Here is a 26586-nt window from a genome sequence, read left to right as displayed (position 1 = left end):
TTCTTTCAACTTATTACTTATTTTTATTTTCTGTTTCTATTTAACAGCAAAATAATCATTTTTTTTGTCCAGACCCAAATATTGTACGTGATCCTAAAGATCAGGTAAAATTGTTAGAAGAAATTGAAGAAGATGAATGTTGGATGGTTGAAAGGTTTCGTAGTGATTATTCAAAAGAAGAAACCGAGTGTTTTATCATTTTACACCTATCAAAAGATTTTGCAGATAATATAAGTTAAAAATTTAGTAGCTTAGGATTTATAAATACTTAATACATAAAAATTAAAATTTCATTAACTTACTTAATGATTATAAATAATCTATTTAATTTAAATGTTATCAAAGAACAGTAATACTCGTAAACCATTATACAAACCATTAATACACTAACAAACAACACATTAAATACTAAAGTTTACATGTTTACTCAAAAAATATTAAGATTATAGCTAAAATTCAAAGAATTAAATTTAGAAGATACACCTACAAGAAAATAAATCAATATTTACTATCAATTTACTACTCATAAAAAACAAAACCTCTTGACTATTAACTAATCAAGAGGTTTATCTGTACCCAGAGCCGAAGTAATACCCACTCAATATGATAAGAATCAAAAGAAGCTAAAACCCTAGTAAATTAAAGAAAACTCAATAAATACAAGCAATACATAGTATTAAGTAATGATTGAATAAAATTGAATATAATTTAAAGAAGTTGTCCAAACGTTGTCCAAGTGCTGTCCAAACATCGTATATTTGTAATAATTCAATGTTTAAGATATGGCACAAATTAAATTCATGGCTCGGGGCAATACTGACCAAAAAGAGATATACATTAGACTTACAGCAGGTAGAGAAGTTAACTTAAAGCGCAAAACTGGATATACTATTGATAAGTCTTTATGGAAATTTACTACGGCAACGAAAGGAGCTAACAAAGGTAAATTGACTGAATTTGGAGTGCCAAAACAAACTGATGCAATTAGCAAGAAGTTAAAAGAACAGTTGGATAGTTTATCTACTGAAATAAATAAACGCTTTAATGATTGTACAGAAAAAGGAATCGTTATTGATGGCGTTTGGTTAGAGAATCAAATCAGAGAAATACAGAACCGCCCTACGGATGAGGAACGAGATAGAAGCGACCTTTTAACGTTCACTCAATCATACATTGATTATTTGCCATATCACATACAAAAGAATGGTAAACGTGGAGTTTCAAAAAACACTATCCAAAAGTTTGTAACATTAAAAGCCAGATTAACAGATTTTCAAAAATCAAAGAAGAAAAAATATAACATTGTTGATGTTAGCCCAGAGTTTGTAAATCAATTTGATATTTATTTAAGAGGTAAAGGATATTCAGATAACTACATAGGTACTCTTTCAATCAATCTTAAAACGATGTGCAAAAAAGCCCGAAAAGATGGATTAAAAGTAAATTCTAATTTAGATGATATTACAGGGGTAAAGGATGATAGTGTAGAAAAGATAATACTTTCATTTAAAGAACTGGAAACAATAAAAAATACAGACTATGTTAGGGAAGCATTAGCCAATGCCCGTGATTGGTTAATTATTGGATGCTATACAGGTCAAAGAGTATCCGATCTATTAAAGCTAACTAAGAAGAATATTGTTTTCAAAAGTGGTTTAGAGTTAATTGAATTAACCCAGATAAAAACAGGTAAGAGAGTTACTTTGCCAATACACCCCGAAGTAAAAGAGATTTTGGATAAAAACGATGGTAATTTTCCTTATAAAATATCTGATGTAAAGTTTAATGTTTACATTAAGGATGTTTGTGAATTGGCAAAGATTGATCAACCTACAGCAGGAGCCATTATGAAAGAAGTTGAGGTTAACGGAAAAAAAGAGTTTCGTAAGATTTCAGGAGTCTACCCGAAGTATGAGCTTATTACTTCACATTGTATGCGTAGATCGTTTGCAACAAATCACTACGGAGATATACCAACGCCAATTATTATGAGTGCCACAGGTCACGCCACAGAGAAAAAGTTTTTAATTTATATCGGTAAAACAGCAACCGAGCAGGCGCAACAATTAGCGGAATACTGGACTAAGGCAGCAATGATGAATAAAAAAGAATCTAATCTTAAAATAATTAAAAAAGCAAACTGATGAACGATTATAATGATTTAAAAGAAAAATTAATTGTCTTTAAGAATGATGATGAAACCAATAAGAGTGACGAAACTAAAGAAAAAGATTCTGTAAGCTTGGAGCTAATTAATACAATGATTGAAAGCTTAGAAATAAGCTACGATTATAAAACATCTAATACAGATAGAAAGATTAAATTTTTAGAAACAGATTTATTACAAAATTTTTTCATTACCGATGATATGGACTTAATAAAAGAACGATTGAAAGAATTGAGAGCATTGTATAATGATATAATTGAGAATAATTAACCGTTATCATAGGAGAATAATCCATGTTAGATAAAGACACTAAAGATTTTGAACGTCAATTTAGTATTGAGATAGGGAAAGGAACTTTCTTAAAGGACTTTCAACATTCCGAGGCATTAAAAGAGTGTTTGTTTTCGGAATTTGCAGAAACACAACAAAAGCCCGATTTGCTTTTATATCAGATGGCACAGTTTGAAAGTGAAACCGAGTATTGGCAATTCATAGATGAATATAATAAACATGAGGCAGGGCGAACAAATTACAATGAAGTAAGCCCGTATGAAGAAAAGTTTTACCGTGTAGTTAGCAGGGTCGAAATAGCTGAAAATAAATTTTTGGATACAAAACAACACATTGACATTGAATGCATAGAACTTCATAAAAACGGAAAGCTAAATAAAAGGTATTATTCTCACCAACTAAGCCAGACAGAAACATACAAGGCATTAAAAAAGATTAATGATTCATATTATCTATCATTAACAGAGTTACAAGTAAATGAGTATAAAGATGAATTAAAAGAGCTAATCGGTGACTTTGAACGGCAATTAAATAAGCTAAAAACCGATAGTGCAAAGATTGATGTTTTAAATGTGTTCTTAGAGAAAAAGTACGGAATGATGCACGCTTTTACTATGTACAAATCTGAGTTACCTGATAATGAATTGAAAAAGCAACATAGCAATTTTAACAAGAGGTTAGATAATTATTTGGATGCTAAAATACAGGATTTGAGCCAGCAAGATAATAACAAAATTAAAGATGGATTTAAAAGTATTGGCTATGAGGTTTTTGAAAGATATATTGATGAGTATTTTGATAATTTATCGAAAAGTGATACAGCAATATGTGCGTTTTATTACAATATGCTAGATAATAACTATTTAGATAAAATGTTTTTTAGTGGTGTTACTAAATTTGCTAGATATATCGAAGAATACACTAATGAGTATTATAACAAATCAATTGATCTTGATAAAATAAAGACTAGGGGCGATATTTCAACAGACAAACACAAAAAACAATTTACCAAAATGGTAACATTAATAAAACAGGGAGTGAATGATACCAAATAGGGAGTAAGACAGGGAATAAACTCCCTAAAGCATTGATTCTCTTTGTGATGAAAATAATTAATTAAGTTATTATGACATCACAGATTCAGTTTATCAGCATTAGCCCTGAACAATTACAGGACGCTATTATTAAAGGCGTAAAAACTCAATTAGAAGAGTTAAAAAAAGATTTCCAACCAAAAGAGCCAACAGAATGGCTCACACGTAACGACCTCAAACAACTCCTTAAGGTCGATTTATCCACAATACATAACTGGTGCAAGAAAGGCAAGCTTAAGAGCTACGGCATAGGTTCGCGCGTGTATTTTAAGCGGAGCGAGATAGAAGAAATGTTAACCCCTCTAAACTCGTAGCCATGCCAGATAAAAGAAAAGAGCATACCGCCACAGCACACCCTCACAACAAAGTTAATAAATACTTTGAAGCTCAAAAGAAAACCGTTTATAAGGCTTTATGTGAATATCCTATGACTAGCTTAATGATAGCTAATTATACAGGAATACTACGTGCAAATATTACACGCTATATCGCTGAATTAACCGAGGAAGATAAAATAATGGTTGTTGATAAGAAGTTATGCCCTATAACAAAACATAGAGCCAGTTTTTATGCAGCTATAAGAGAATTGTTTTAGTTATGGTCGATGGCATTCAAATTAACGATTTAAAGTGCGTTATTCCTGATACCATAGACTTACAAGTTAGGGTAAATACAAGCACGGGAGAAACAGCACAAAAACAAACTGCAATACATAGAGGTTCGCATATTGCTTTATATCCAAATGGTAGAGTAAGGTTTTCAGGTTCATTAACCACATACATAAATGGCGATAATACAATAAACCTCACATTTAATCAGGTATGTACTGCAATAGATGAGTTATGCAAGGAATTTACAATAAACCCAGAAACAACCATTTTAAACGGTTTAGAAATTGGCTTAAACGTTCCTACCACATTTAATCCTGATGAGTTTTTAAAGAATCTTTTATCATGGAATCGAATTGAACCGCTTAAATGGATTGGAAAGAAAGAGTTTTACGTCCAATTCAAACAAAGCCGACTAACATTTAAAATCTATTCAAAGTCTAAGCAATACGGCTTAAGTGGTAATCTTTTGAGGTTGGAAATAAGAATAGATAAGATGGAATTTGCTCATAAGTTTGGAGTGAGAACCTTATCAGACCTAAAAGATAAAAAGAAAATTGAAAGCCTTTTAAATGTACTTATAGAGAGTTTTAATGACTTAATATACTATGATGATAGTATTGACTTAAAAGAACTAAAAAAAGCAGATATAACGCTTTTAGAAAAAGGAAATAATCCTCGTTACTGGTCATTATCCGATTTAAACAGAAGTACACTAAACAGGAATAAAAAACGCTTTCAGAATCTGGTTAATGAATATGGCAAAAATGGCTTTCAGAATATCGCTAAGTCATTAGTATCTGAAAAGTATAGTGTTTTAAAAATATGCAACGTTCGGACTGACTTTTCAAATCATGCTGAAAACCAAAATTTGCAACGTTCGGATAGTTTAAATAGTGTGTCCATTCCTAAATGTGAAGTAACAAATTACCCTAAAGTTATAAGCAATAAAAGAGGTCGTTTTTTAAGTAGTCTTGATGTTGAATTTTACTACAAATATGATACTAACATTTATAATGATTTAGTAGAGCGATTCAATACCAGAACTTACAAAAACATTGACTACACAAAAGAATCTTTGGAAAAGAGATTTGAAGAAATAACACACCGCATTCGTGCCGTAGATTTTAACAAACGTAATAACGACCGCAATAATACACGCAGGGCAATAGATAAGCTAAATAGTACACCTAGCTTATTTAACAACATGGCTTTAATATCAGATCATAAAAAACAGATAGCAGGAATTTATTAATAACACTTAAATATTTTACACAATGACAGACGATCAAAAAAATACTCTAATTGAGTTAATCAGAAGCAATCCAGCCGGAGCTGAAACCTATCTGGATGCAATTACAAGCAATCAGACAAAACAGCCTACAAGTGAAATAAAAAACGCTTTAGAAATTATTAAAAATTCAAAAGACAAACAAAATGGAAAATAAGAAAATAAATATCGGAATTGATAAAAACGCCCGTGATTTTAAAATCAGAAAATTAACTCTATCGGCAAAAGAAATATTTACATTCAAATCTGATTTAGAGCAGTACGATATAAAGTTAAACAAAGCATCTTTTGAAGATATTGTATGCAATGGTGCAATAGATACAATCAAACAAATTAATGATGCAGTAGAAGCAGATTTAAAGAATATATCATTTGCCGGAACAAAGGAAGTGATAAAAGCAAACGCAAATAGTGTAATCGAAAATATAAAAGAGTTACATCTTGACTATAAACATTTATCTGATTTGCTTAATTACGGAGAGATTGGAGATAATGGGGTTTTTGTTTTTAATGGAAATTATAAAAACCAGATTGAAGATGAATGTACACTTTATTTGACAGATCAAAAAGAAATCGCTTTTCATGCTCAACAGATGAAAGTTATTAAAGAGTTTCAAAAACTTAAGGATATGATTGACGATGATAATAAATCAAAACTCAATCCTGTACAATTATTCAACCTTGTATTAACTGATAATGGCATAGGATTTAAACAATTACCTTATCAAAGATTGGTGCATGGTATCAGAAAATAATAATTAATCAGATCGGGCGATTTTCAATAATTGCCTGGTCTTTTTTGAAAACAACAAAGATTTACAGACATGGCAAAAAAAGGACATACAAATAACCCCAATGGAAGACCCAAGGGGAAAGAAAATAAAATTACCACTGAATTAAAGGACTGGATTAAAAATCTATTAGAAGCTAATACAAGTCAGTTAGAGCAGGATTTAAAAGACCTTGAACCTCACCAACGTTGGCAAGTTGTATCTAAACTTTTAGATTTTACAATTCCTAAAATGAGAAATATAGATGCAAATATCAACTATGAGAATTTAACAGAGGAACAACTCGACCAGATTATAAACAGATTAAGCGAAGAAATCAAATGAAAATAGAATTAACAAGGGATTTAAAAACAAGGCTTTTGAAGTCTTTACAATCTGGATATATTGAAACAAACGACTATCCAGAATTATTAACAAAACAAGGTCAGGACTTCTTAAACCTGATGCAGCAAGCAACCGCAGAGGATAACAATAAAAATAAAAAAGATGGCAACTATACAATTAACTAAGCAACTCAAAATAAAATTAATCAAAGCCTTACAGGATGGTTTTATAAATACGTTGGATTTTAATGAGTTGTTTCCATTGGGCGAATTAACAACTATTGAAGCTATACGGAAAGCTTTTAAATTTGATGAAATTGAAGCTAATTTAATGACAAAGGAAGAAGCTCTAAAAATAAACCAATACTTAGAAGATAATTATTGATGCAATGAAAAACAAAAAGATACCATTATCAAAAGAAATGAAAATAGTTTTGTTGAAATGGTTACAACAGGGCTATGTTTTAGAAAATGAGATGCAGGAACTTTTCCCAGATGTAATAAATAAGATTAATGTTTTGAATCTAGGCAGAGGAATAAATCCAGAAAAGGAGCAATAAAGATTTTTTTCAGGTCACTACGCACGCAAGGAAGCTTTAAACGGTTTCCTTTTTTTATGCTTTAAAATATGGTTTTGGGGCTTAGTTGTCCAGTGGTTGTCCAAAAAGAAAAAACCCACTAGATAACTAGCAGGTTTTTAATTAGATATGTTTATTATCTGTACCCAGAGCCGGGATCGAACCGGCACGGGTTGCCCCACTGGTGTTTGAGACCAGCGCGTCTACCAATTCCGCCATCTGGGCAAATGTTATCTCTAACATTTTTGCGGATGCAAATATAGATAAAAGAAAAACATATACAAACCTTTTAGATCAATTTATTAATTTTTGATTTTGTATTAATCATTATATTCGCAGTAAATTAAATAATTAAGCAACATATGCCACATAAAAAATTCTTTATTATAACACTCTTTTTGCAGTTTATTCTTCTTAATTTGTATGCTCAGGAAAAATTAATGTGGGGCGGTGGAATTGGCATGGTTGTGCCGGATAATGGATTTGGAAAAATTGTTTCAAAGAAAAACCCTACTATTGACGATTTTGGATTTGCAACTGTTGCCAACCCGGGTATTAACTTAAATGTAGGTACATTATGGATGTTCAATCCGCGACTATCATTATTATCAGAACTTGCCTACTCCTATTTTCCTAAAGATAAAAAAACATGGAATTCTCAGCAGTATGGAGATATAAAAGTGAACTACCAAATGGTTAATTTAAGTGCGCAGGGTAATTATTACTTCTCAGATCAAGATATTAAACCTTATTTAGGAGCCATATTTGGATTATATTACTTACGAAATTATCGGGATTTTAATTCTTCTTACGCAAGCAATGAATCAGTTTCTATAACTACAAACACTTTACATGCCGGATATGGGGCAGAATTTGGATTTTTAGTGGAACTCTCAAAAATAAACTATCTGCAAGTTGGTATTCGATTCTCTTTAATTCCGGATATTGAGGCTGAATATATTCCTGAAGAAGATATAACAATAAACCCCCATGATAAACAAAATCACTGGGGGCTTTCTGCTAAATTATTTTTTAAGTAGAACAGATTTAAAATAATCCATTAACATGAGTGTCCACTCTATCGATAATGGTACTTAAATCAGACTTATTTTTTATAAAATTATACTCATCAACGTTTATAATAAGCAATTTTCCTTTATCATACTGTTCAATCCAGGCTTCGTACCTCTCATTTAACCTTTTTAGATAATCCAATCGAATATTGTTCTCATATTCACGACCCCTGTTTTGAATCTGCTCCACTAACTTTGGTACCGAAGCTCGCAGATAAATTAATAAATCCGGAGCCTGAACCAAACTACTCATTAATTCAAATAATGAAGCATAGTTATCAAAGTCACGCTTACTCATCAATCCCATATCATAAAGGTTTGGAGCAAATATATATGCATCTTCGTAGATCGTTCTATCCTGAATGACTGTTTTACCCATTTTACGAATTTCGTTAACCTGAGAAAAACGGCTATTCAAGAAAAATACCTGAAGACTAAATGCCCACCTTTGCATATCTTCATAAAAATCTGCCAAATAAGGATTATCATCTACCTCCTCGTAATGAGAATCCCATCCGTAGTGATTTGCCAATAGTGTGGTTAGCGTAGTTTTACCGGAGCCAATATTACCGGCTATTGCAATATGCATATGATCAGAAATTATGTAATTAAATTCAACCTAAAAGTATAAAAACACCTATCAACAATCTAACTTTTTTGATTAATGGCTAATAACTCTTCCATTAAATCCCTGTTATTAGATAATCGTGGCACTTTATTTTGTCCTCCTAATTTATTATGCTTTTTAAGCCAATCAAAAAACAAGTCTTTCCTGGCAATTTCAACTTTTGGGGCAGCCAGAGTAATATCCTTATACCTTTTTGCCTCATAATCCGAATTTACATTTTGAAGCTCCTTATCCAGACAAAAAATAAACTTATTTAAATCTTCCGGTTCTTTTTCAAACTCAATAATCCATTGGTGTCGTCCTTGTACCTCTGTGCTCATATACATAGGTGCTGCAGTATATTCTTTAATTACAGCACCTGTTTGTTCACAAGCATAGTTTATGGCCTGATTAGAATTATCTACAATTACTTCTTCTCCAAAAGCATTAATAAAATGCTTGGTTCTTCCTGTAATTTTTATTTTAAAAGGATATTTAGATGTAAACTTAATAGTATCCCCAACAACATATCGCCATAAACCTCCATTAGTTGAAATAATCATAGCATAATTGGTTTCCAACTCAACCTGATCTAATGTTAAAGCGATGGGATGTTCTTTTCCATATTCACTAATAGGAACAAACTCATAGAAAATACCATAATCTAACATCAGCAACATGGATGAATCTTGTGGATCATCCTGAATTGCAAAAAAGCCTTCGGAAGCATTGTACGTTTCCATATAATGCATTTTATCGGAAGGAATAATCTTTTTATACTGATCACGATAAGGTTCAAAGTTGATACCACCATGTATAAAAAGCTCCAGATTTGGCCATACATCCAATAAATTATCAGTGCCTTTTGTTTTTAAAATATGTTTGATTAAAACCAAAAACCAGGATGGAACACCTGATAACGAAGTTACATTTTCATTAATTGTAGCTTCAGTCATCTTTACCAGTTTCTCTTCCCATTTATCCAATAACGCAATACTCTGATCTGGTGTGCGAATAAAATTCACCCAAAATGGCAGGTTTCCAATTAAAATAGCAGAGAGATCTCCATAAAATGATTCTTTACTATACTTACTTAGTTTCTGACTACCACCAAGAGTTAATCCCTTACCACTAAATAAGTCATTTTCAGGATATATCTCATTATAAAGAGCCAACACATCTTTACCTCCTCTAAAGTGACAATCTTCCAATGCCTCTTTTGAAACAGGAATAAATTTACTTTTTGAAGATGTTGTACCCGATGACTTTGCAAACCACTTAATTTCACCTGGCCATAAAACATTTTTATCTCCATGCCGGATCTTATCAATAACCGATTCCATTTGCTCATATTTTTGAACAGGAACCCGTTCCTGAAACTGAGAGATTGTTTTTATTGAAGCAAAATCATAATGCTTGCCATGATGTGTATCTTTTGATCTTTTAATCAAATCAAAAAGTTGTTCCTGCTGAACCTCTTCCGGATTTTCTTTAAAGTGATTTATTTGTGATAAACGACGTATATTAACTAATGATATAATTGAATTCAGAATAGGCATATGAATTATTTTTAAACTTTAAATATAAAAATTTTCTTGATAGAACGATTACTAGGTTAACCATAAAAAACACAGTTCTGTTCATTATATTTTCTTGTTCGAAAAGTTAAACAACCTTATAAATTTGGTTATTTTAGCATAAATTTTTTTTTAATAATGAACTATTTTGACATCATAGTAGGAATCATTCTAATTATTGCCCTTGTAAGAGGTTACAAGAATGGACTCGTTATAGAACTGGCCACTTTAACTGCTCTTGTTCTTGGGGTATTGGGTGCCATTAAATTTTCCGGATTAACTGAAGAATGGTTAATGCAACATATCTCGGTAAGTTATATTGGACTTATTGCTTTTATTGTCACTTTTGCAGGAATTGTTATTGCAGTTCACCTTATTGCAAAAGCCATAGATAAACTCATTACAGCAGTTGCCCTTGGCTTTATAAACCGGGTGTTTGGTGCACTTTTTTCCTTTATTAAATATGCTTTTGTATTAAGCATTGTCATGGCGATTTTCGCCTCTTTCGATCGTACATTTAATCTGATACCAGAAGATACCAGAGATAGCTCAATATTATATGAACCCTTGTCGGAATTTGCTCCAATAGTATTCCCTTATTTAAATTTTGATAAGGATGATGCAAAAAACAAGGTTCAGGAAGTTATGGAAGTAAGTATTTAATCTCATTAATTCACAATCTTTTCTATTATCTTTGGCACCACATTAAATAAGAAAAATCATAAGTTAAAAATATAACCATGAATTTTGTTGAGGAATTGAAATGGCGTGGCATGATTCACGATATGATGCCCGGAACGGAAGAACAACTACAAAAAGAATTAACAACTGCTTATGTGGGTATTGACCCAACTGCAGACTCTTTACATATTGGTCACCTTGTTTCTGTAATGATGTTAAAACATTTACAAGTTGCTGGTCACCGCCCTATTGTGTTAGTTGGAGGAGCTACAGGTATGATTGGTGATCCATCGGGTAAATCAGCTGAAAGAAACCTTTTGGATGAAACAACACTTCGTCATAATCAGGATTGCTTAAAAGCTCAATTAAGTCGTTTTTTAGATTTTAACAGTGGAGCTGAAAATCAGGCTTTAATGGTGAATAACTACGACTGGATGAAGGAATTTTCATTTCTTGAGTTTATCCGAGATATTGGAAAGCACCTTACTGTAAATTATATGATGGCCAAAGATTCTGTAAAGAAGAGAATTAGCGGCGAAGGAAACTCTGGATTATCTTTTACAGAATTTACATATCAATTGGTTCAGGGAACAGACTTTTACCATTTGTATAAAACACACAATTGTAAATTACAAATGGGTGGTTCTGATCAATGGGGAAATATTACTACCGGAACTGAGCTTATTCGTCGTAAATTAGGAGGTGAGGCATTTGCTATGACTTGTCCGTTAATTACCAAGGCTGATGGAGGTAAATTTGGTAAAACAGAATCTGGTAATATTTGGTTAGATCCAAAGAGAACCAGTCCTTATAAATTTTACCAATTCTGGTTAAATACTTCTGATGCTGATGCTGAGAAATACATCAAGATATTTACCCTATTATCACAGGAAGAGGTTGAAAGCCTGGTAAAAGAACATGCAGAAGCACCTCACGCCAGATCACTTCAGAAAAGACTTGCGGAGGAGGTTACTGTAATGATTCATGGTAGAGAAGCATATGAAACAGCAGTTGAAGCCAGTCAGATTTTATTTGGAAAATCGACAATGGATGCTCTAAAAAAGATTGATGAAGATACTTTCTTATCAGTTTTTGAAGGAGTTCCTACTTTTAATATTGCAAAAAATGACCTTACAGAAGGTATGGACATTTTAGAATTGATTGCTGTTCAAACTCAGATCTTTCCATCAAAAGGAGAAGCACGTAAAACCATTAAAGGTGGTGGAGTTAGTTTAAACAAAGAAAAAATTACAGAACAAGATCTTCTTGTAAAAGAAGATTACTTATTAAATGATAAGTATTTGTTATTCCAAAAAGGTAAGAAAAACTACTTTGTTGTTGTAGCAGAGTAAACTACAAAATATTTTATCAAAAAGGCCTTCATTGAAATTATGCAATGAAGGCCTTTTTTTGTTTCCCTCAATTCATTTTCTTTGTAAAAAAGAGTTGACCCATGCGATATATATTGTTTTTCATTCTACTTATTGGTTTAGGTAACCTTAATGCACAGAAAAAAATACTCGTATTTTTAAATGAAACTGAACAACAAGCGGTTCAGATCAGGACCGGAGGATTGGTATTACTGGAGTACAGCGGTTATTTAAAGCAGAAAGAATTAAGTATGAACTATATGATATCTGTAAATGACAGTTCAGTTATACTCGGAAAATCAAAAGTATTTGGTGGAGTTGCAGAAAAGCGAGAGATTAGAATAGAAGATATTACTGGTGTTAGAAAAATAAGTGTAGGATCGCAACTTTTAAAGTTTACATTAACTTCGGTAGCAACCATTGGTTCATATTACGCACTCAGTGATATGAACAATATAAATACTACAGAAAGATTACTGTATTCAACTGGGATTGGATTAACAACAAACTTTGCCATAAAACTGGCTTTCCCAACAAAAAAAGTAAAGTATAAACTCAATAAAAACTGGAAAGTATTTACTTTATAACAACTTTAGTTTACCATTTAAAACCACTGCATCTAAACACATATTTTTAGCTGAATTAACAGCATCTTGTTTTGTATGAACAATTGGTTCTCCCCTTTTATTAAAGGAAGTATTTATTAAAGCTTTTACGCCATATTTGTTGTGCAAGCAAGTTAGTAAATGAAACATGAATTTATTTTGTGCTTCATTACGAACCGTCTGCACTCTTGCGGTTCCATCAATATGAACTACACCATTTATTTCTAAGGCTCTATCCTTACTAATATCAAAATCCAGCAACATTAAATCACTCAAATGATGCATCTCTTTTAATCCTGTAAAATATTTTGCATTTTCCTCAAGCATAATAGGAGCCACCGGACGATACCATTCGCGTCCTTTATGATATATACTTACACGATTTGCCAACTCTTTATCATTAGCCAAAGCAACAATACTCCTATTGCCTAAAGCCCTTGGGCCAGCCTCTCCATAGCCATTACAAATACCAACAACTTTTCCCTGAAAAATCAAATCTGCAATAGCATCTATCTCTTCCAATGATACATTCTGATATTCTTCAATTTGCCAGTTATTTAAATAGGGAGAATGAATAGCTAACTTACCATGTTTCTGCCATTCAACAAAAGCAGCTGCACCTAATGACAATCCACTATCTTCGGTACAAGGAGGAATAAAAACATCTTTAAATAAACCTGAGTTAAGAATGGTAGTATTGGCCACGATATTTAACGCAGAACCTCCACTATAGTATAGGTAATTGGCTCCTGTATGCTTTTGTAATCGATGTAAAACATTTAATAACTCCCGAATAAAGATATGTTGGAGTGTAGCTACAATATTGTGCAAAAATGGATCCTCTGTTTCTAACTTCGATTCATTCCAGTTGAATGCTTGCCTTGCTTTGCCATAAAAATCGCTCTTCTTTCCCCACAAATCTGAAAAATAATCATTAGCCACCAACCATTCTTCCATTTCTATAGAATAACGGCCATAAGAAGCCAAACCCATCATCTTTCCGGGAACAGAATTCTGCTGGTTGTATTTAGCTCCAATTATTCCAAAAACAAGCGCATTGGCATTAAAAAAAGATGAGAGATACTTATAATCCCAATGAAACTCCAAATTTTGTAATTTTCCGTTTACATAGTGCCAGGCAGAAAAATTAGATAAACTACCTCCCCCATCAAAATGAATTAATAAGCTGTTTTCGTTAAAATCGCCATAAAACGGAAGGCAACTGCTAATATGTGCTAATTCATGATTGATTGAATAACCTGATCGTTCGTGATCTAACCACCAACAACGCCCCTTCTCAATCAATGGAAACAGCTCTTGATTTAAAGGCCCTTCGTAACGTAACTTTCCACACGAAGAAATCATGGCCCGTCCTACCACATTATCAGGAAAAACCAAATCAAAGTCATCAGGAGCCAAAAGCTTTTCTTCTTTTAATACCTGATAAAGTGACTCATGTAATTTATTGTCGTGCTTTTTACGGCTTTTTCTCTCGAAAGTAAGATGTTTCAACACTCTACCCTGATGTATTAAAGTAATCGCATGATCGTGCACAAAATACGGGGTTTCACTATTCAATCTATCCTGAATAGCATATATTGCCAATGTTGGTTTTGAAACATCCATCATTACAGAAACAATTGTCCGATAATTGTTAATGCAGCAACACTAAAGAAGAAGATGTTTTGCCATAGCCAGGAAGTCAAACTACCAATAAGATGGGCAATTAATAAAGTAAAAAAAATAGAAACCAGTGGGATAATTTCTTTAGCTCCTCCTGTTGCAATAACAACAACTATAATATATATGCTGGTCAATATTACACTGTTATATTGTTTTCTTGTAAAGATTTTCTTTTTACCTAATTCATTAACTACCTTAATAATTGAGATAAACAGAAGCAATAATAAGATCCCAAAATATATTAAGGTAATGGTTGAGAAATCATAGGGCCAAATTAACTTTTGCTTTGTTGGCTCTATATAAAAAAGAAAATCATCAATACTCCCTAAAGCCATCTCGTATCCCAAAACAAAAATCCATGGTAAGATAAAACCAATAATAGATGCTAAAAGTGACTTGAATGACAATACCCTTAGAACAGACATTACGAGTATGATTAAGGGAAATAGCAGAACTATTTTATACGAAAACAAACTACCAACAGCAATCCAGAAAGACGCTAAAAAACACTCTTTCATTGTTTTTCTGTAATTATAAGCCTCGTACAAATAACCAAAACTTAGAATAATAAAAATTGCGGATAACCAAATAGGACTTAAGTGCTGTATGGAAGGAATACTACCTGCCAGTAGTATAAAAATAAAGCCTGGCAAAGCAGACTGAGAGTGAAGCAAACTATACCTGGTATTATATCGGGTGATGCCTAAAACAATAAAAAGTGCACAAAAGAAACTCGATAATAGTGATACCCAGTTGTTCTTCACCAATGGAGACAGCAAGTTCCACAAAGGCATTTTAGAGTGAACTGAAACTGTAACAACATCACTTTTTAATACAGGTATAACCCATAATACAATTAAAACAAGGAGCATAAATGCATATGCTCCTATTTTATTGTTATGAACTTGCTTTAAAATCATAAATCAAATCCAATATCTTTTCTGAAATATTTATCTTCATAATTAATTACTTCAGTGTTTTTATACGACTTTTCAAGTGCTTCCTTGAAAGTATTTCCGTATGAACTTAAAGCAATAACACGACCTCCGTTTGTAACTACTTTACCATCCTGCAATTTTGTTCCAGCATGGAAAGCAATACCATCAGTTACTTTATCAAAACCAGTCATTTCTTTACCTTTTTCATAGTCACCAGGATATCCTCCGGCAACCATCATAACAGTAGTAACAGCCTGTTCTTCGATTTCGATTACATGCTGTTTTAAAGTTTTTGATGCCGTAGCTTCAAAAAGCTCTAACAGGTCACTTTTAATACGAGGCATTACTACCTCAGTTTCTGGGTCACCCATTCGTACATTGTATTCAATTACATAAGGATCGTTTCCTACTTTAATTAAACCAATGAATATAAAACCTTTATATGGAATTTCTTCTGATTGTAAACCTTGAACTGTTGGGAAAATAATTCTTTTATGAACTTTTTTCATAAAATCAGCATCAGCAAATGGAACCGGACTCACAGCTCCCATACCTCCTGTATTCAGACCAGTATCCCCTTCTCCAATTCTTTTATAATCTTTGGCTTCAGGAAATACTACATAAGCAGAACCGTCTGTCAATACGAATACTGATAATTCAATACCGCTTAAGAACTCTTCAATAACAACTTTCTTACTTGCTTCACCAAATTTACCATCCAACATGGTACTCAATTCAGCTTTTGCCTGCGCTAAGTCATCTATAATTAAAACGCCTTTACCAGCAGCTAATCCATCAGCTTTTAATACGTATGGAGATTTCATTTCATCAAGAAATGCCAAACCATCCTCAAGATTTTCAGGAGTTACAGTTTTATATTTCGCTGTAGGAATTCCATAAGTAGCCATAAATTCTTTAGCAAACTCTTTACTTCCTTCTAATCTGGCACCTCTTTTACCAGGGCCAATTACAGGAATACTTGCTAATTCAGGATCATTTAAAAAGAAATCTTTAACACCACGTACTAAAGGTTCTTCCGGGCCTACTACCAACATATCAATTTGATAATCGAGCGCCACTTTCTTTACTGCCTCAAAATCGTTTGGATTAATATCTACATTTGTTCCCAATTCAGCAGTTCCTGCATTTCCGGGAGCAATAATCAGTTCGGTAAGCTTTGGACTTTGTTTCAATTTCCAGGCCATGGCATGTTCTCTACCACCAGACCCCAATAATAATACCTTCATACGTTTGCTATTAAATTAGCGAATAAGATTTATGACTATATTGATTAATTAAGTACGATTTGGAACCTCAAATTTAAAGCCTTCCGTTTAATTAACCATGAAAATAAAGTCATTATCTATTAATTTATTTTATTGTGCTTGTAATATAACCTCTCTTATTTATTAACTCCAGTGTTTTTGGGAAGGCATACTTCATATTTTTTTCAGCTTTTAAGGAATCGTGAAACACAATTATAGAACCGGGTTTAACATAGCCTTCAACATTTTTAAAAACGGCCTTTCCGCTTAATTTTCTGTTATAATCACGACTCAATACATTCCACATGATCACTTTATCAAACTTTTCCTTTAAAAGCTTAATGTACGATGGGTACAACATTCCATGCGGTGGACGAAATAACTTTGAATCGATTAACTGTGCCGCCTTTTCTATATTATCAAAATAATCCTTTTTGTTGTACGACCAAGCTTTAATATGATTGTAGGTATGATTTCCAACTGCATGCCCTCTTCTTAAAACTTCCTCATAAATATCAGGATGTTTAAACACATTCTCTCCAACGCAAAAAAAGGTTAGCTTGGCATTCCATTTATCAGCCTCATCTAATACCCAAGGCGTAACCTCAGGTATTGGTCCATCATCAAAGGTAACAAACACTTCATTTTTATCTGTTTTTTCAGACCATGTTGCACCTCTGAAAATACCAGATAAAAGGAACGATGGTTGTATCATTATTCCCATAAATATTCCTCCAACACTTTAAAATTCAACCAACATTCCGTTTCTGATTTGAAAACCTTACTTAGATAGAAACTTCATTTCTGCACCATTGGAATCACCATTTAGTTTTGCAGACAATTCATTTCTATCGTATTTATCTAATATTTTTTGAATTTCCATCATGTAAATTAAGCCCTGACGGTATTGATAATCAAAGTCACTTCTTTGCTTGGCAGGGATTTGATTATAATACGCGATGATTTGGCTCGCCGATTTATACATGCTTTCAATAATCTGATCAGCAATCTGATTATCGCCCTTAATATAATAGCCTTCAGCTAAGAAAATACTTAAAATATTTTCTGGTAAACTTCCAATAGGAAGCTCTGTTAACTTAGCATTTAAATCTTCTCTTAATTGTTCGCTACTGTACTGAGATGCCATTTTAACAATTTCGCCATAAAGCAGATAACTATTATTCGCATCTCCACTTACCGTATTTAATTTTGAAGCATCAAGAGACGAATAAAATTTCATTTCCTGGAATGTTTGCTCTCCAAACTGTTTTAATATTTCTTCTGCCTTAGCTCTTTGATCCGCTTTGTAATAACCTTCAGCAATAAATACTGAAAAGTAATTATGAGGAACCTTATCAACAGGAAGCTTAGTTAAAGACATATCTAAAATATCAACAGCTTTATCCATTTTTCCTTCATCGATAAGCGATGAAGCTAAACGTGACATATTATTACGGATGTTCATAGCCATGCGCTGATGATTCTCATCCAAATATACTCTAGGATCATCAAATCCTCCCCAACGAAATTTATTCATGAACTTATCGTACATTTTTTCGGTATCAACTCTTCCAATCTGGCCATCACTATTCCTGGTTCTGATTGGTACCACTTTGTATGCAAAACCTTCTAATTGAAAATAATCATCAAGACTTGCATAATTATCACGACCAACAGTTACTGCAAAATAAACCGGACGTTTCCAATCGTTATTAGCCAATAAGTCAAGAATCATGATTTCATTTTTCAATACTCTTGGTTTGTTGATATCAATATTAACCTGAGGTACAATTAAATCAGCAGCATCTTTGCTTACCACTCCTGTTTGAATCATTTGTAAACTATCAACAGGCACTTTAAAACGTTTTGCAGGTAAGAATTCAAAAGTTCCCTTATACCCCGGAATCTGTTTTGTTTTTGGATTATCACTTGCCAGGAAGTTAATGGCTTCTTTTAAGTCAACTCTGTCATCAATTAATTCAACTACATGAGCCACATCTCTTGTTCCAGTCACATATTGATCATGTTCTAAAGAGAATGGTAACGGATCAGAATCATAAGCCTTACGTTTCATTTGATCAATATACCAATCAGTTTGCAAGTAACTTAAATTACAAACCCTAACATCTAACCTGTAACCTTCAACCTCTTGTGCATACCACAATGGGAAAGTATCATTATCTCCGTTGGTAAATATAATGGCATCCTTATCACAAGTATCCAGATAATTAAAAGCCAGATCTCGGGCCACATTACGATGTGATCTGTTATGATCATCCCAGTTTTGAGACGCCATCAACACAGGCACACATAGCAAACATAAAACGGTAGCACCCACTGCAGCACCTTTTCCAGACATAAATTTATTCAGGGCATCGACTACAGCTAATACTCCTAATCCAATCCAAATTGCAAATGCATAAAACGAACCTGCATAAGCATAATCACGTTCACGCGGCTGAAGTGGTGTTTGATTCAGGTACAATACAATTGCCAAACCTGTTAGGAAGAATAGCAACATTACAATCCAAAAACCTTCTTTACCCTTTTTACCTGACTGATATTGGAATAACAAACCAAGTAAACCTAATATAAGAGGAAGGAAATAATATTTGTTTCTGCCTTTGTTGTTTTTATAAGTATCTGGCAATTTTGACTGATCACCTAAACGAGCATTATCAATAAAAGGAATTCCACTAATCCAGTTTCCTTTTGTCACCTCACCATTACCTTGTATATCATTTTGTCTTCCGGCAAAATTCCACATAAAATACCTGAAGTACATATAACCAACCTGATATCTTAGGAAAAAGGCAAGATTATCACCCCAGGTAGGTAAAGTAATTGTTTTTGTGTCACCGGTTTCCTGATCAACAACCTGAACATCTTTCCCTTTTGATGGACCTGCCCAGCTTTTATACTGCTCTATATGTCTGCCATCACGACTGTACATTCTAGGGAAAATAGTTAATGTTTTATCATTGAACACATATTCTGGCTTATGGTCAACAGTTTTATATTCTCCATCCTTTTTAATTCTGATAGGATCCCCCTGCTTTTCTTGCGAAGCTTTAAAATCGATTTCAGAGTTGTAATATTCTCCATAAAACAAAGGTCTGTCGCCATATTGCTCACGATTTAAATACCCCATCATAGAGAATACATCTTCAGGTGAGTTTTGATCCATTGTTGGGTTTGCTGATGATCTGATTACAATCATAGCAAAAGATGAGTATCCAATTAAGATTACTGTAACACCTAAAAGAATAGTATTTAAAATAACTTTCTGACGTTTATGTGTGTACCAGATTCCAAAAATAATTCCGGAGAACAACAATAAAAAGTATACTGCAACACCCGTGTTAAATGGCATGCCAAAATCATTTACAAATAAAAGCTCAAACCAGCTGGCGATTTTTACAGTGTAAGGAATAATACCATATAAAACACCCAATAATATGACTGCAGAAATACCTAAGGCTGCTATTAAACCGTTTCTGTTTACTTCGAATTTTTTAAAGTAATACACCAATACAATAGCAGGAATTGCCAACAAGTTTAATAAGTGAACACCGATTGAAAGACCCATTAAGTAGGCGATTAATATCAACCATCGGTTAGCATAAGGTTCATCTGCAACATTTTCCCATTTTAAAATGGCCCAAAATACCATTGCTGTAAACAACGATGACATGGCATAAACCTCACCTTCAACAGCAGAAAACCAGAAAGTATCAGAAAATGTATAAGCTAAAGCACCAACAAAACCGGCTCCAATAACTGCCCATGATCTCCACTCTTCAGCTTTTTCTGTAATAAATATTTTACTAGCTAAGTGAGTAATGGTCCAAAACAAAAACATAATTGTAAATGCACTTGCAAGGGCACTCATAATATTAATCATTACAGCCACAGATCCACCATCAGGTGCAAACAAAGAAAAGAATCGTCCTATAATCATGAAAAAAGGAGCACCTGGAGGGTGTCCTACCAATAATTTATATGCGGTTGAAATAAATTCTCCACAGTCCCAGAAACTGGCCGTTGGTTCAATGGTCATTGTATAAGTTACCGCAGCGATAAAAAATGACAACCATCCAAATACATTATTGAGTAGTTTATAATTATTTCTCATGATATTATATTATAATTCTCTGTTTAAATGAGGTTTGTATACTAATTTGAGTAAACCCTGTTTTTTCCACGCTGCCAAAAATAAGTAATTTTTATTAAACCCTTTTTTAAAGCCCATAGTTAGTTTTGTATTTAACTCTATTTTAACTTCCTGGTATCAAAAATTTCATTATGAGAAACCCAGTATATAATTCTTTTATCAATTCAGAAGAAACCTCACAATCCCGGCTTCTTTATGCTCAAAAAAAATCAACATTTATTTTCTTGAATATCTTAACATTAAAACAAACAGCCATAAATTCGCGTATATTTTTTACAAAAAAGTTTTAAAAATATTTTGCACGAATCAAAAAAAGGTCTACTTTTGCATCGCTTTCAAAAAGAAAGACATGAGGATTGTCCCATGGTGTAATTGGCAACACGTCTGATTTTGGTTCAGAAGAGTCCAGGTTCGAGCCCTGGTGGGACAACAAAAAAAAGCTTGAAATCATAAGATTTCAAGCTTTTTTGCTTTTATAATATTCCTTATTTCATTCCCTTCGATCCAATCACGGATATTTCAATATATTGCGATCCTACTATAAATTACATCAACAAAATTCAGGGATAAATTCATCACAATAAAGCATTCAGGTCCTTTAGATGATTATTACAACAATACGATATGATAAATATACCAACTAATAAAATTTAGAAATAAACATAAATAAAAAGGGCAGATCGTTTTCCCCCTGATCTGCCCCACTCACTCAACTAAACCTTTAATCTAAATATCTCTTTATGGAGTAGCTGTTTTCTTTATTTAATCAGTTCAACCTTAATTTTCACTTCGGTTTCTTCTGTAATTTTTAAATTAGTACCTTCTATTGCAACCAATATTGCATCGCGAATACTCATCTTTCCCTTAATTGCATTTACATCAACACTTCCTGTTTTTGATAAATCCGTTTCAATAAAGCATCCACTGGCATGAGCTAATATCTGTGCTGTTTCATCAAAACGCTGAGCCGGAATATCATAAGGTATATCACTTACTATTTCAAAGCAACCACGACCTTTAATTGTGTCATTTGATTCTGAAGTATTCTCTGATATTGTTTGGTGGGCTTGATTGTTCGATGATTGTGTATTACCACAACTCATAAAAATTATTACACTCACCACACCAATCAAAATAAATCTAATATTCTTCATCTGTTTAAAATTTACAATTATTTACCAAACTGTTTTCCAATTAAAAACATAGTCATTATATCTAATTACAATCTTTACTTCACATCTTAAATCTCATATCCGAATAATGAGACCCTCCGGAAAAATTCCGGAGAGTTACAGGTATAGGATAGTTAAAAATACTATGGAAGTATTTATTTAAGTCCTTTAAGATGTTATTTGACCGGATCCATAATGATCTTTGCTACGTTATTATCATTCACAATTTGCTTTGCTAAATTCTGAACTTTTTTAGGCGTGATTTTCTTAAGAAACTGGTCAAAATCAGTATTCCAATCCTCACCCCAAGTATTATAAGTTTTCATCAACGTAAGCCATGCACCATTGTTTTTCATGCCATCCGGGCGTGTTTTCTTCCAGAAAGATAAAACCTTATCCACATCAATTTTATCTGGGCCATTCTCTGCAATATCCTTTAATTCAGCCTCCACAACTTGAGTCAATTCATCAACCATAGCAGGATTTGTCTTAAAGGAAACTGAAAGATTATAACCCTCAACAGGTTGACGAGATAAATCTCCACGAACAGAAACCCCATACGATCCTCCTTTATCTTCACGAATAGATTTTATATATCGGTTTTGTAAACACGAAGATAACATGGCCATCAACATCGTGTTTTCCTGATTGTATTTAATAGAACCTGAATAGTTGTAAAATACAGTACTTTGAGGCGTTTGCATTGGATACTCAAAACGTTTCTCAATTGGACCATTATTTGGTCTTACCATATCATCACGCCAATTCAGCTTTTGCTTTCCTGGTTTCAATGAACCAAGATATTTTTCAACCATTGGCTTAAGAACACTGATATCTATATCTCCAAGGAAATAAAATGTATAATTACCTGCTGCATCGCAAAAGAATTGATCATACAACGCTTGCATTCTTTTGAAACTAACTTGCTCTAAAGCTTCTTCTGATGGAGCCTGAGTTCTGACATTATTCTTGTCTCCGTAAATAGCTACGTTCATCTTTTCAAGAAAAGTCATGTCTGCAGAACCTTTTTTATTGGACATATTTGCACGATTTCTCTGAATCATATTGTCGAACTCATCCTGCACAAATCTGGGCTTTGTAAAATACAGGTAAGTCAACTGCATCATGGTTTCCAGATCCGATTTTGCTGCACGTCCGTTTAGCTCACTTGAAAAACGACCGATAGACGGAGCTACTGATGCCACTTTTGTTCCAATTACCTTTTTTAGTTCATTATTACTAAAATCACCAATTCCTGATCTTGAAATCAGAGGCATTAAAGTTGATGCGGAAAAATAATCTTTATCATCCACTACAGATAAACCTCCACTGGCTGTAGCACTCATCTCAATCTGGCTTGGACTATAAGTGGTTGGTTTAACCATAACCCTAATGCCATTATTAAGTGTCCAAAGTGTAGATCCATATTCACCTTTTTCTACTTTTACAACTTTACCTCGTTTAATATTTGATGCTTCTGGCAAAAGCGGCTTATCGATAATTTCTTCCTTATAAGGCTCCAGCTCTTCACTCCTTACGGTTGCCATTACATTAACCATATCTTCTTCCGACGGATTTTGCACATAGTTATTCTCAGGCATCATAACTACCAAAACATTATTTGATGGTGTTAATAAAGTACTGAATAATTTATTAACATCTTCGAGCTGCATTTTAGAAACAAAGTATTCCGTTAACTTCCACTGATACTCTGGAGTTAGAATAGGTTGATTCTTTGTGTAATTGTTAATACACTCCCAAATAAAACTACTGTTATCGCGTCTGTTACTGTTTTCGTAAACATATTTGGCACTACGAAGCAAACTTGTTTTTAAAAATTCAAATTCTGATGGAGTAAAACCATATCGACGTAATCTTTCCAATTCTGAATAAGCTGCTTTAAATCGGTCCTGAACATCTCCATTAGGCATGGTTACCTGCAAACTGATTACCTGATCGTTAAAAGTAAGAGGTACATCCAGAACTTGTGCACTTTTAAATGCTGTACTTGTACTGGCAATATCAGCTAAACGAATGTTGGCCATTGCAATAGCCGCATTCATTTGCAGGTTCATATTAAAAACACCAAGTCTGCTGTTGTATTCAGCAGGTATAGCTTTTCTTTTGATATATAAAGATGTGGTTACACTATTAATTTCAGGATCTGAAATAACGGTAACCAAAGGTTGACTGTTTTCTGGAATCTCAATAAGCTCTTTAGGCTCCGGATTAACTGCAGCAGGTATATCAGCCATTACAGCTTTAATTTTTCCCTCTACTTCATCTACATCAATATCTCCAACAACAACAATTGCCTGCAAATCCGGACGATACCAACGATCGTAATAACTACGAAGAGAATCTCCTGAAAAAGTTTTTAAAAACTCTTCGCTACCAATCATATCACGATCTGCATACCTTGATTTATTATAAATATAGGGCGCAGCTTTTCTGCCTAATCGAAAAGTAGCATTATTACGCTGACGACGTTCCTCAATGATCACACCACGCTCTTTGTTAATTTCAGCATCTTCCAGTAAAAGAAAATGTGACCAATCGTGAAGAATAAGCAGAGTTGAATCAATAATTGATTTACGTTTTAATGGCACTTGTGTCAGGTTGTAATAGGTCATTTCCATACCTGTTGCACCATTTACATTAGTACCAAACTGTAGCCCTACACTTTCTAGCCAATTAATCATGCTGTTTCCCGGGAAATTTTTAGTCCCGTTGAAAGCCATATGCTCTAAAAAGTGAGCAAGACCTGTTTGCGTATCTGTTTCCTGTATCGAGCCTACATTATAAATAATATAGAAATCAGCCATTTGAGCTGGATTTTCATTATGTCTCAGATAATAAGTTAAACCATTATCCAGTTTCCCGATTCTAACAGTCGAATCCAAAGGAAGTGTGCTTGCCATGTTTAGTTGTTGGGCAACCCCCAAGCTATAAACAAACAGAAGCATACATACAGCTGTTATAATTCGTTTAAATATCATTTTAAAATATCTTTTATATAAACAATAATTGTTATTGAGCCAGGAACAATGAAGCTGGAAGTTCTTTTACTGAACCCAACTTGTCCTGAACTGTGATTACAGCATTTTCAGCACCATATTGACGAATCAATTCATCAATATTTGGAAGACTATCAACCGAATCGCTAAGAGTTTTTTCGCCAATGGCTGTAATAATATATCCTGGTTCTATTTCTGCCTGGGCTTTATCTCCCCAAACTGCGGCAATACGTAATTTTCCATTATCAAGGCCAGTCATTACAGTACGGTTGTCTCCTGGCCAAACTGTTCCATTTTCAAAAGGCTCGAATTTGTAACGCTTATTAGGATAGTCTATAATAATTTGACCCAGATCGGTCATTTTATAACAAAGTTGCAAATAGCCTACTCCACCTGTCATAACCGGCAGATTTTTAAATACTACGTTTCCAACATGAAAGTCATTCAGCTTACCTCGGTATATTTTATCATACTTAGCTAAACCTCCAACCATTGAACCTACGGCTCCACGACCTTCTATAACATTGGCTATAATTCCTGCCCCTGACCATTGTTCAAATCCTTCAACTGAAGGAAGGGTGAGTGCTCCTGTTCCATTACCGCTATCAAATAATGCAGGAACATCATATAATTCATCTTTACCTTGTAGTTTAACCTCAAAAATTGGAGCATTATTCCATAATTTCAGCGTCTGCCAATCAGAGATAGCTTCATCAGCACTATCTGACAATACAATAATCTTTTTTAAGGAGTTAAAAGTTACGACATAGTTCATAAGAATGTCTGCTCCAATAATTCCATCAACACCCAGAGTGGATAATATCACATTATCAACACTCATTACAATTCCCTGAACATTACTAGTTTCAATATTACCAATTTGCATTTGTGGTATAGTAGCCACATAAAGGTTATATCCCAAACCCTGCATTGATTTTTGCGACTGTGAATATTCCAGCTTTTCTGCATTTACCAAGCGATCAGATACACACGACATTCCTGTACCTGTATCAAGCATAAAGCGGTAAGTATTATCCTTAATAACTACTTCAACAACAGGAACACCATTGTTATCATGATATTGAAGTTCTGTAAAATTTTTACCCTGCGAAAACCCCTGGGCTAAACCAATTACTGACAATACAATTAGTAAGAAATATTTCTTCATAACTTCTTTAAATATTTTTGGGATTAGCTCTCATTAAAAAATGAGCATATTCATAAATCGTATTTCTATACAGGATACTTTATTATCAGGCATTTTTATCAAGGCCAACAACT

The 26586-nt window shown here is 33.4% G+C and carries 26 protein-coding genes and 2 tRNA genes; 17 read left to right on the top strand and 11 right to left on the bottom strand.

Translation table 11 applies throughout. From position 1 onward, the window contains the following. The first annotated feature begins 782 nt into the window (after nt 1-782). The 12 genes from OM075_RS10220 to OM075_RS10165 all read left to right on the top strand — a co-directional run bounded on the left by OM075_RS10220 (nt 783) and on the right by OM075_RS10165 (nt 7125). Nucleotides 783-2144 carry a site-specific integrase gene (locus tag OM075_RS10220; RefSeq protein WP_301190408.1) on the top strand — a complete coding sequence of 454 codons (1362 nt, stop codon included), beginning with the start codon at nt 783-785 and terminating at the stop codon, nt 2142-2144. Continuing rightward, nucleotides 2144-2437: a hypothetical protein gene (locus tag OM075_RS10215; protein ID WP_301190407.1), complete on the top strand. Its 294-nt coding sequence runs from the start codon at nt 2144-2146 to the stop codon at nt 2435-2437. Before OM075_RS10220 ends, OM075_RS10215 begins: the two co-directional genes overlap by 1 nt. Nucleotides 2438-2460: 23 nt before the next feature. Next, a complete protein-coding gene (locus OM075_RS10210) occupies nt 2461-3513 on the top strand; it encodes a hypothetical protein (protein ID WP_301190406.1) in 1053 nt (350 codons plus the stop codon). Nucleotides 3514-3584: 71 nt separating this feature from the next. After that, nucleotides 3585-3866, top strand: coding sequence for a helix-turn-helix domain-containing protein (locus OM075_RS10205; RefSeq protein WP_301190405.1), 282 nt, complete (start codon nt 3585-3587; stop codon nt 3864-3866). A 2-nt stretch (nt 3867-3868) separates the two neighbouring features. Then, entirely contained in the window at nt 3869-4147 is a 279-nt protein-coding gene (locus OM075_RS10200) for a hypothetical protein (RefSeq protein ID WP_301190404.1), read from the top strand. Between the two features lie 2 nt (nt 4148-4149). After that, the gene (locus OM075_RS10195) at nt 4150-5415 is read left to right on the top strand and encodes a hypothetical protein (protein WP_301190403.1); all 1266 of its coding nucleotides are present in this window, start codon (nt 4150-4152) and stop codon (nt 5413-5415) included. A gap of 22 nt (nt 5416-5437) precedes the next feature. Then, complete coding sequence (locus OM075_RS10190) at nt 5438-5608, top strand: hypothetical protein (RefSeq protein ID WP_301190402.1); 171 nt, start codon at nt 5438-5440, stop codon at nt 5606-5608. Continuing rightward, nucleotides 5598-6206, top strand: a complete 609-nt coding sequence (locus OM075_RS10185; protein WP_301190401.1) for a hypothetical protein — start codon at nt 5598-5600, stop codon at nt 6204-6206. Before OM075_RS10190 ends, OM075_RS10185 begins: the two co-directional genes overlap by 11 nt. A 69-nt stretch (nt 6207-6275) precedes the next feature. After that, complete coding sequence (locus OM075_RS10180) at nt 6276-6566, top strand: hypothetical protein (RefSeq protein ID WP_301190400.1); 291 nt, start codon at nt 6276-6278, stop codon at nt 6564-6566. A 35-nt stretch (nt 6567-6601) separates the two neighbouring features. Further along, the gene (locus tag OM075_RS10175) at nt 6602-6751 is read left to right on the top strand and encodes a hypothetical protein (RefSeq protein ID WP_301190399.1); all 150 of its coding nucleotides are present in this window, start codon (nt 6602-6604) and stop codon (nt 6749-6751) included. Next, entirely contained in the window at nt 6729-6950 is a 222-nt protein-coding gene (locus tag OM075_RS10170; RefSeq protein ID WP_301190398.1) for a hypothetical protein, read from the top strand. The genes OM075_RS10175 and OM075_RS10170 overlap by 23 nt, the downstream gene beginning before the upstream one ends. Nucleotides 6951-6954: 4 nt before the next feature. Beyond that, a complete protein-coding gene (locus OM075_RS10165; protein ID WP_301190397.1) occupies nt 6955-7125 on the top strand; it encodes a hypothetical protein in 171 nt (56 codons plus the stop codon). Between the two features lie 161 nt (nt 7126-7286). Here the strand turns inward: OM075_RS10165 and OM075_RS10160 are convergent. Continuing rightward, nucleotides 7287-7368, bottom strand: a tRNA-Leu gene (locus OM075_RS10160). A gap of 137 nt (nt 7369-7505) precedes the next feature. On the opposite strand from OM075_RS10160, the gene OM075_RS10155 reads away from it, so the two are divergent. Further along, the gene (locus OM075_RS10155) at nt 7506-8183 is read left to right on the top strand and encodes a hypothetical protein (RefSeq protein WP_301190396.1); all 678 of its coding nucleotides are present in this window, start codon (nt 7506-7508) and stop codon (nt 8181-8183) included. A 7-nt stretch (nt 8184-8190) separates the two neighbouring features. Here the strand turns inward: OM075_RS10155 and OM075_RS10150 are convergent, their stop codons facing one another. Then, on the bottom strand, nt 8191-8805 hold the full coding sequence (locus OM075_RS10150; RefSeq protein WP_301190395.1) for a deoxynucleoside kinase: 615 nt from the start codon (nt 8803-8805) through the stop codon (nt 8191-8193). A gap of 59 nt (nt 8806-8864) precedes the next feature. After that, nucleotides 8865-10382 carry a GH3 auxin-responsive promoter family protein gene (locus OM075_RS10145; RefSeq protein ID WP_301190394.1) on the bottom strand — a complete coding sequence of 506 codons (1518 nt, stop codon included), beginning with the start codon at nt 10380-10382 and terminating at the stop codon, nt 8865-8867. Nucleotides 10383-10538: 156 nt separating this feature from the next. Between OM075_RS10145 and OM075_RS10140 the strand changes: the two genes are divergently transcribed. The 3 genes from OM075_RS10140 (at nt 10539) to OM075_RS10130 (ending at nt 13038) form a co-directional block, all read left to right on the top strand. Then, the gene (locus tag OM075_RS10140; RefSeq protein WP_301190393.1) at nt 10539-11063 is read left to right on the top strand and encodes a CvpA family protein; all 525 of its coding nucleotides are present in this window, start codon (nt 10539-10541) and stop codon (nt 11061-11063) included. Nucleotides 11064-11140: 77 nt separating this feature from the next. Next, on the top strand, nt 11141-12433 hold the full coding sequence (tyrS, locus tag OM075_RS10135; protein ID WP_301190392.1) for a tyrosine--tRNA ligase: 1293 nt from the start codon (nt 11141-11143) through the stop codon (nt 12431-12433). Nucleotides 12434-12534: 101 nt separating this feature from the next. Then, a complete protein-coding gene (locus tag OM075_RS10130) occupies nt 12535-13038 on the top strand; it encodes a hypothetical protein (RefSeq protein WP_301190391.1) in 504 nt (167 codons plus the stop codon). Here the strand turns inward: OM075_RS10130 and OM075_RS10125 are convergent. The 5 genes from OM075_RS10125 to OM075_RS10105 all read right to left on the bottom strand — a co-directional run bounded on the left by OM075_RS10125 (nt 13033) and on the right by OM075_RS10105 (nt 21077). After that, on the bottom strand, nt 13033-14685 hold the full coding sequence (locus OM075_RS10125; protein ID WP_301190390.1) for a carbamoyltransferase C-terminal domain-containing protein: 1653 nt from the start codon (nt 14683-14685) through the stop codon (nt 13033-13035). The two genes, OM075_RS10130 and OM075_RS10125, sit on opposite strands and share 6 nt — an antisense overlap. After that, nucleotides 14685-15659 carry a hypothetical protein gene (locus OM075_RS10120; protein ID WP_301190389.1) on the bottom strand — a complete coding sequence of 325 codons (975 nt, stop codon included), beginning with the start codon at nt 15657-15659 and terminating at the stop codon, nt 14685-14687. Before OM075_RS10120 ends, OM075_RS10125 begins: the two co-directional genes overlap by 1 nt. After that, a complete protein-coding gene (purD, locus tag OM075_RS10115) occupies nt 15656-16924 on the bottom strand; it encodes a phosphoribosylamine--glycine ligase (protein WP_301190388.1) in 1269 nt (422 codons plus the stop codon). Before purD ends, OM075_RS10120 begins: the two co-directional genes overlap by 4 nt. A 124-nt stretch (nt 16925-17048) precedes the next feature. Next, on the bottom strand, nt 17049-17666 hold the full coding sequence (locus OM075_RS10110) for a polysaccharide deacetylase family protein (protein WP_301190387.1): 618 nt from the start codon (nt 17664-17666) through the stop codon (nt 17049-17051). A gap of 57 nt (nt 17667-17723) precedes the next feature. After that, entirely contained in the window at nt 17724-21077 is a 3354-nt protein-coding gene (locus OM075_RS10105; protein ID WP_301190386.1) for a protein O-mannosyl-transferase family, read from the bottom strand. Nucleotides 21078-21473: 396 nt separating this feature from the next. On the opposite strand from OM075_RS10105, the gene OM075_RS10100 reads away from it, so the two are divergent. Further along, nucleotides 21474-21546, top strand: a tRNA-Gln gene (locus tag OM075_RS10100). A gap of 328 nt (nt 21547-21874) precedes the next feature. Here OM075_RS10100 and OM075_RS10095 read toward each other — a convergent pair. The 3 genes from OM075_RS10095 to OM075_RS10085 form a co-directional block, all read right to left on the bottom strand. Next, on the bottom strand, nt 21875-22270 hold the full coding sequence (locus OM075_RS10095) for a hypothetical protein (RefSeq protein ID WP_301190385.1): 396 nt from the start codon (nt 22268-22270) through the stop codon (nt 21875-21877). A gap of 194 nt (nt 22271-22464) precedes the next feature. Then, nucleotides 22465-25287, bottom strand: a complete 2823-nt coding sequence (locus OM075_RS10090) for a M16 family metallopeptidase (RefSeq protein ID WP_301190384.1) — start codon at nt 25285-25287, stop codon at nt 22465-22467. A gap of 31 nt (nt 25288-25318) precedes the next feature. After that, entirely contained in the window at nt 25319-26473 is a 1155-nt protein-coding gene (locus OM075_RS10085; RefSeq protein ID WP_301190383.1) for a retropepsin-like aspartic protease, read from the bottom strand. Nucleotides 26474-26586: the final 113 nt, after the last annotated feature.

The organism is Plebeiibacterium sediminum (assembly GCF_026013605.1).
GTDB classification, from domain to species: Bacteria; Bacteroidota; Bacteroidia; order Bacteroidales; family Marinilabiliaceae; genus Saccharicrinis; species Saccharicrinis sediminus.
This window is presented reverse-complemented; position numbering and strand designations above follow the sequence as displayed.

Coding starts and splice junctions, on each gene's coding strand:
- OM075_RS10170 (WP_301190398.1), top strand. CDS start 6,729: ATGGCAACTATACAATTAACTAAGCAACTCAAAATAAAATTAATCAAA.
- OM075_RS10190 (WP_301190402.1), top strand. CDS start 5,438: ATGACAGACGATCAAAAAAATACTCTAATTGAGTTAATCAGAAGCAAT.
- OM075_RS10090 (WP_301190384.1), bottom strand. CDS start 25,287: ATGATATTTAAACGAATTATAACAGCTGTATGTATGCTTCTGTTTGTT.
- OM075_RS10095 (WP_301190385.1), bottom strand. CDS start 22,270: ATGAAGAATATTAGATTTATTTTGATTGGTGTGGTGAGTGTAATAATT.
- OM075_RS10120 (WP_301190389.1), bottom strand. CDS start 15,659: ATGATTTTAAAGCAAGTTCATAACAATAAAATAGGAGCATATGCATTT.
- OM075_RS10140 (WP_301190393.1), top strand. CDS start 10,539: ATGAACTATTTTGACATCATAGTAGGAATCATTCTAATTATTGCCCTT.
- OM075_RS10125 (WP_301190390.1), bottom strand. CDS start 14,685: ATGATGGATGTTTCAAAACCAACATTGGCAATATATGCTATTCAGGAT.
- OM075_RS10130 (WP_301190391.1), top strand. CDS start 12,535: ATGCGATATATATTGTTTTTCATTCTACTTATTGGTTTAGGTAACCTT.
- OM075_RS10150 (WP_301190395.1), bottom strand. CDS start 8,805: ATGCATATTGCAATAGCCGGTAATATTGGCTCCGGTAAAACTACGCTA.
- purD (WP_301190388.1), bottom strand. CDS start 16,924: ATGAAGGTATTATTATTGGGGTCTGGTGGTAGAGAACATGCCATGGCC.
- OM075_RS10155 (WP_301190396.1), top strand. CDS start 7,506: ATGCCACATAAAAAATTCTTTATTATAACACTCTTTTTGCAGTTTATT.
- OM075_RS10200 (WP_301190404.1), top strand. CDS start 3,869: ATGCCAGATAAAAGAAAAGAGCATACCGCCACAGCACACCCTCACAAC.
- OM075_RS10165 (WP_301190397.1), top strand. CDS start 6,955: ATGAAAAACAAAAAGATACCATTATCAAAAGAAATGAAAATAGTTTTG.
- OM075_RS10085 (WP_301190383.1), bottom strand. CDS start 26,473: ATGAAGAAATATTTCTTACTAATTGTATTGTCAGTAATTGGTTTAGCC.
- tyrS (WP_301190392.1), top strand. CDS start 11,141: ATGAATTTTGTTGAGGAATTGAAATGGCGTGGCATGATTCACGATATG.
- OM075_RS10195 (WP_301190403.1), top strand. CDS start 4,150: ATGGTCGATGGCATTCAAATTAACGATTTAAAGTGCGTTATTCCTGAT.
- OM075_RS10145 (WP_301190394.1), bottom strand. CDS start 10,382: ATGCCTATTCTGAATTCAATTATATCATTAGTTAATATACGTCGTTTA.
- OM075_RS10220 (WP_301190408.1), top strand. CDS start 783: ATGGCACAAATTAAATTCATGGCTCGGGGCAATACTGACCAAAAAGAG.
- OM075_RS10205 (WP_301190405.1), top strand. CDS start 3,585: ATGACATCACAGATTCAGTTTATCAGCATTAGCCCTGAACAATTACAG.
- OM075_RS10110 (WP_301190387.1), bottom strand. CDS start 17,666: ATGGGAATAATGATACAACCATCGTTCCTTTTATCTGGTATTTTCAGA.
- OM075_RS10210 (WP_301190406.1), top strand. CDS start 2,461: ATGTTAGATAAAGACACTAAAGATTTTGAACGTCAATTTAGTATTGAG.
- OM075_RS10215 (WP_301190407.1), top strand. CDS start 2,144: ATGAACGATTATAATGATTTAAAAGAAAAATTAATTGTCTTTAAGAAT.
- OM075_RS10105 (WP_301190386.1), bottom strand. CDS start 21,077: ATGAGAAATAATTATAAACTACTCAATAATGTATTTGGATGGTTGTCA.
- OM075_RS10180 (WP_301190400.1), top strand. CDS start 6,276: ATGGCAAAAAAAGGACATACAAATAACCCCAATGGAAGACCCAAGGGG.
- OM075_RS10185 (WP_301190401.1), top strand. CDS start 5,598: ATGGAAAATAAGAAAATAAATATCGGAATTGATAAAAACGCCCGTGAT.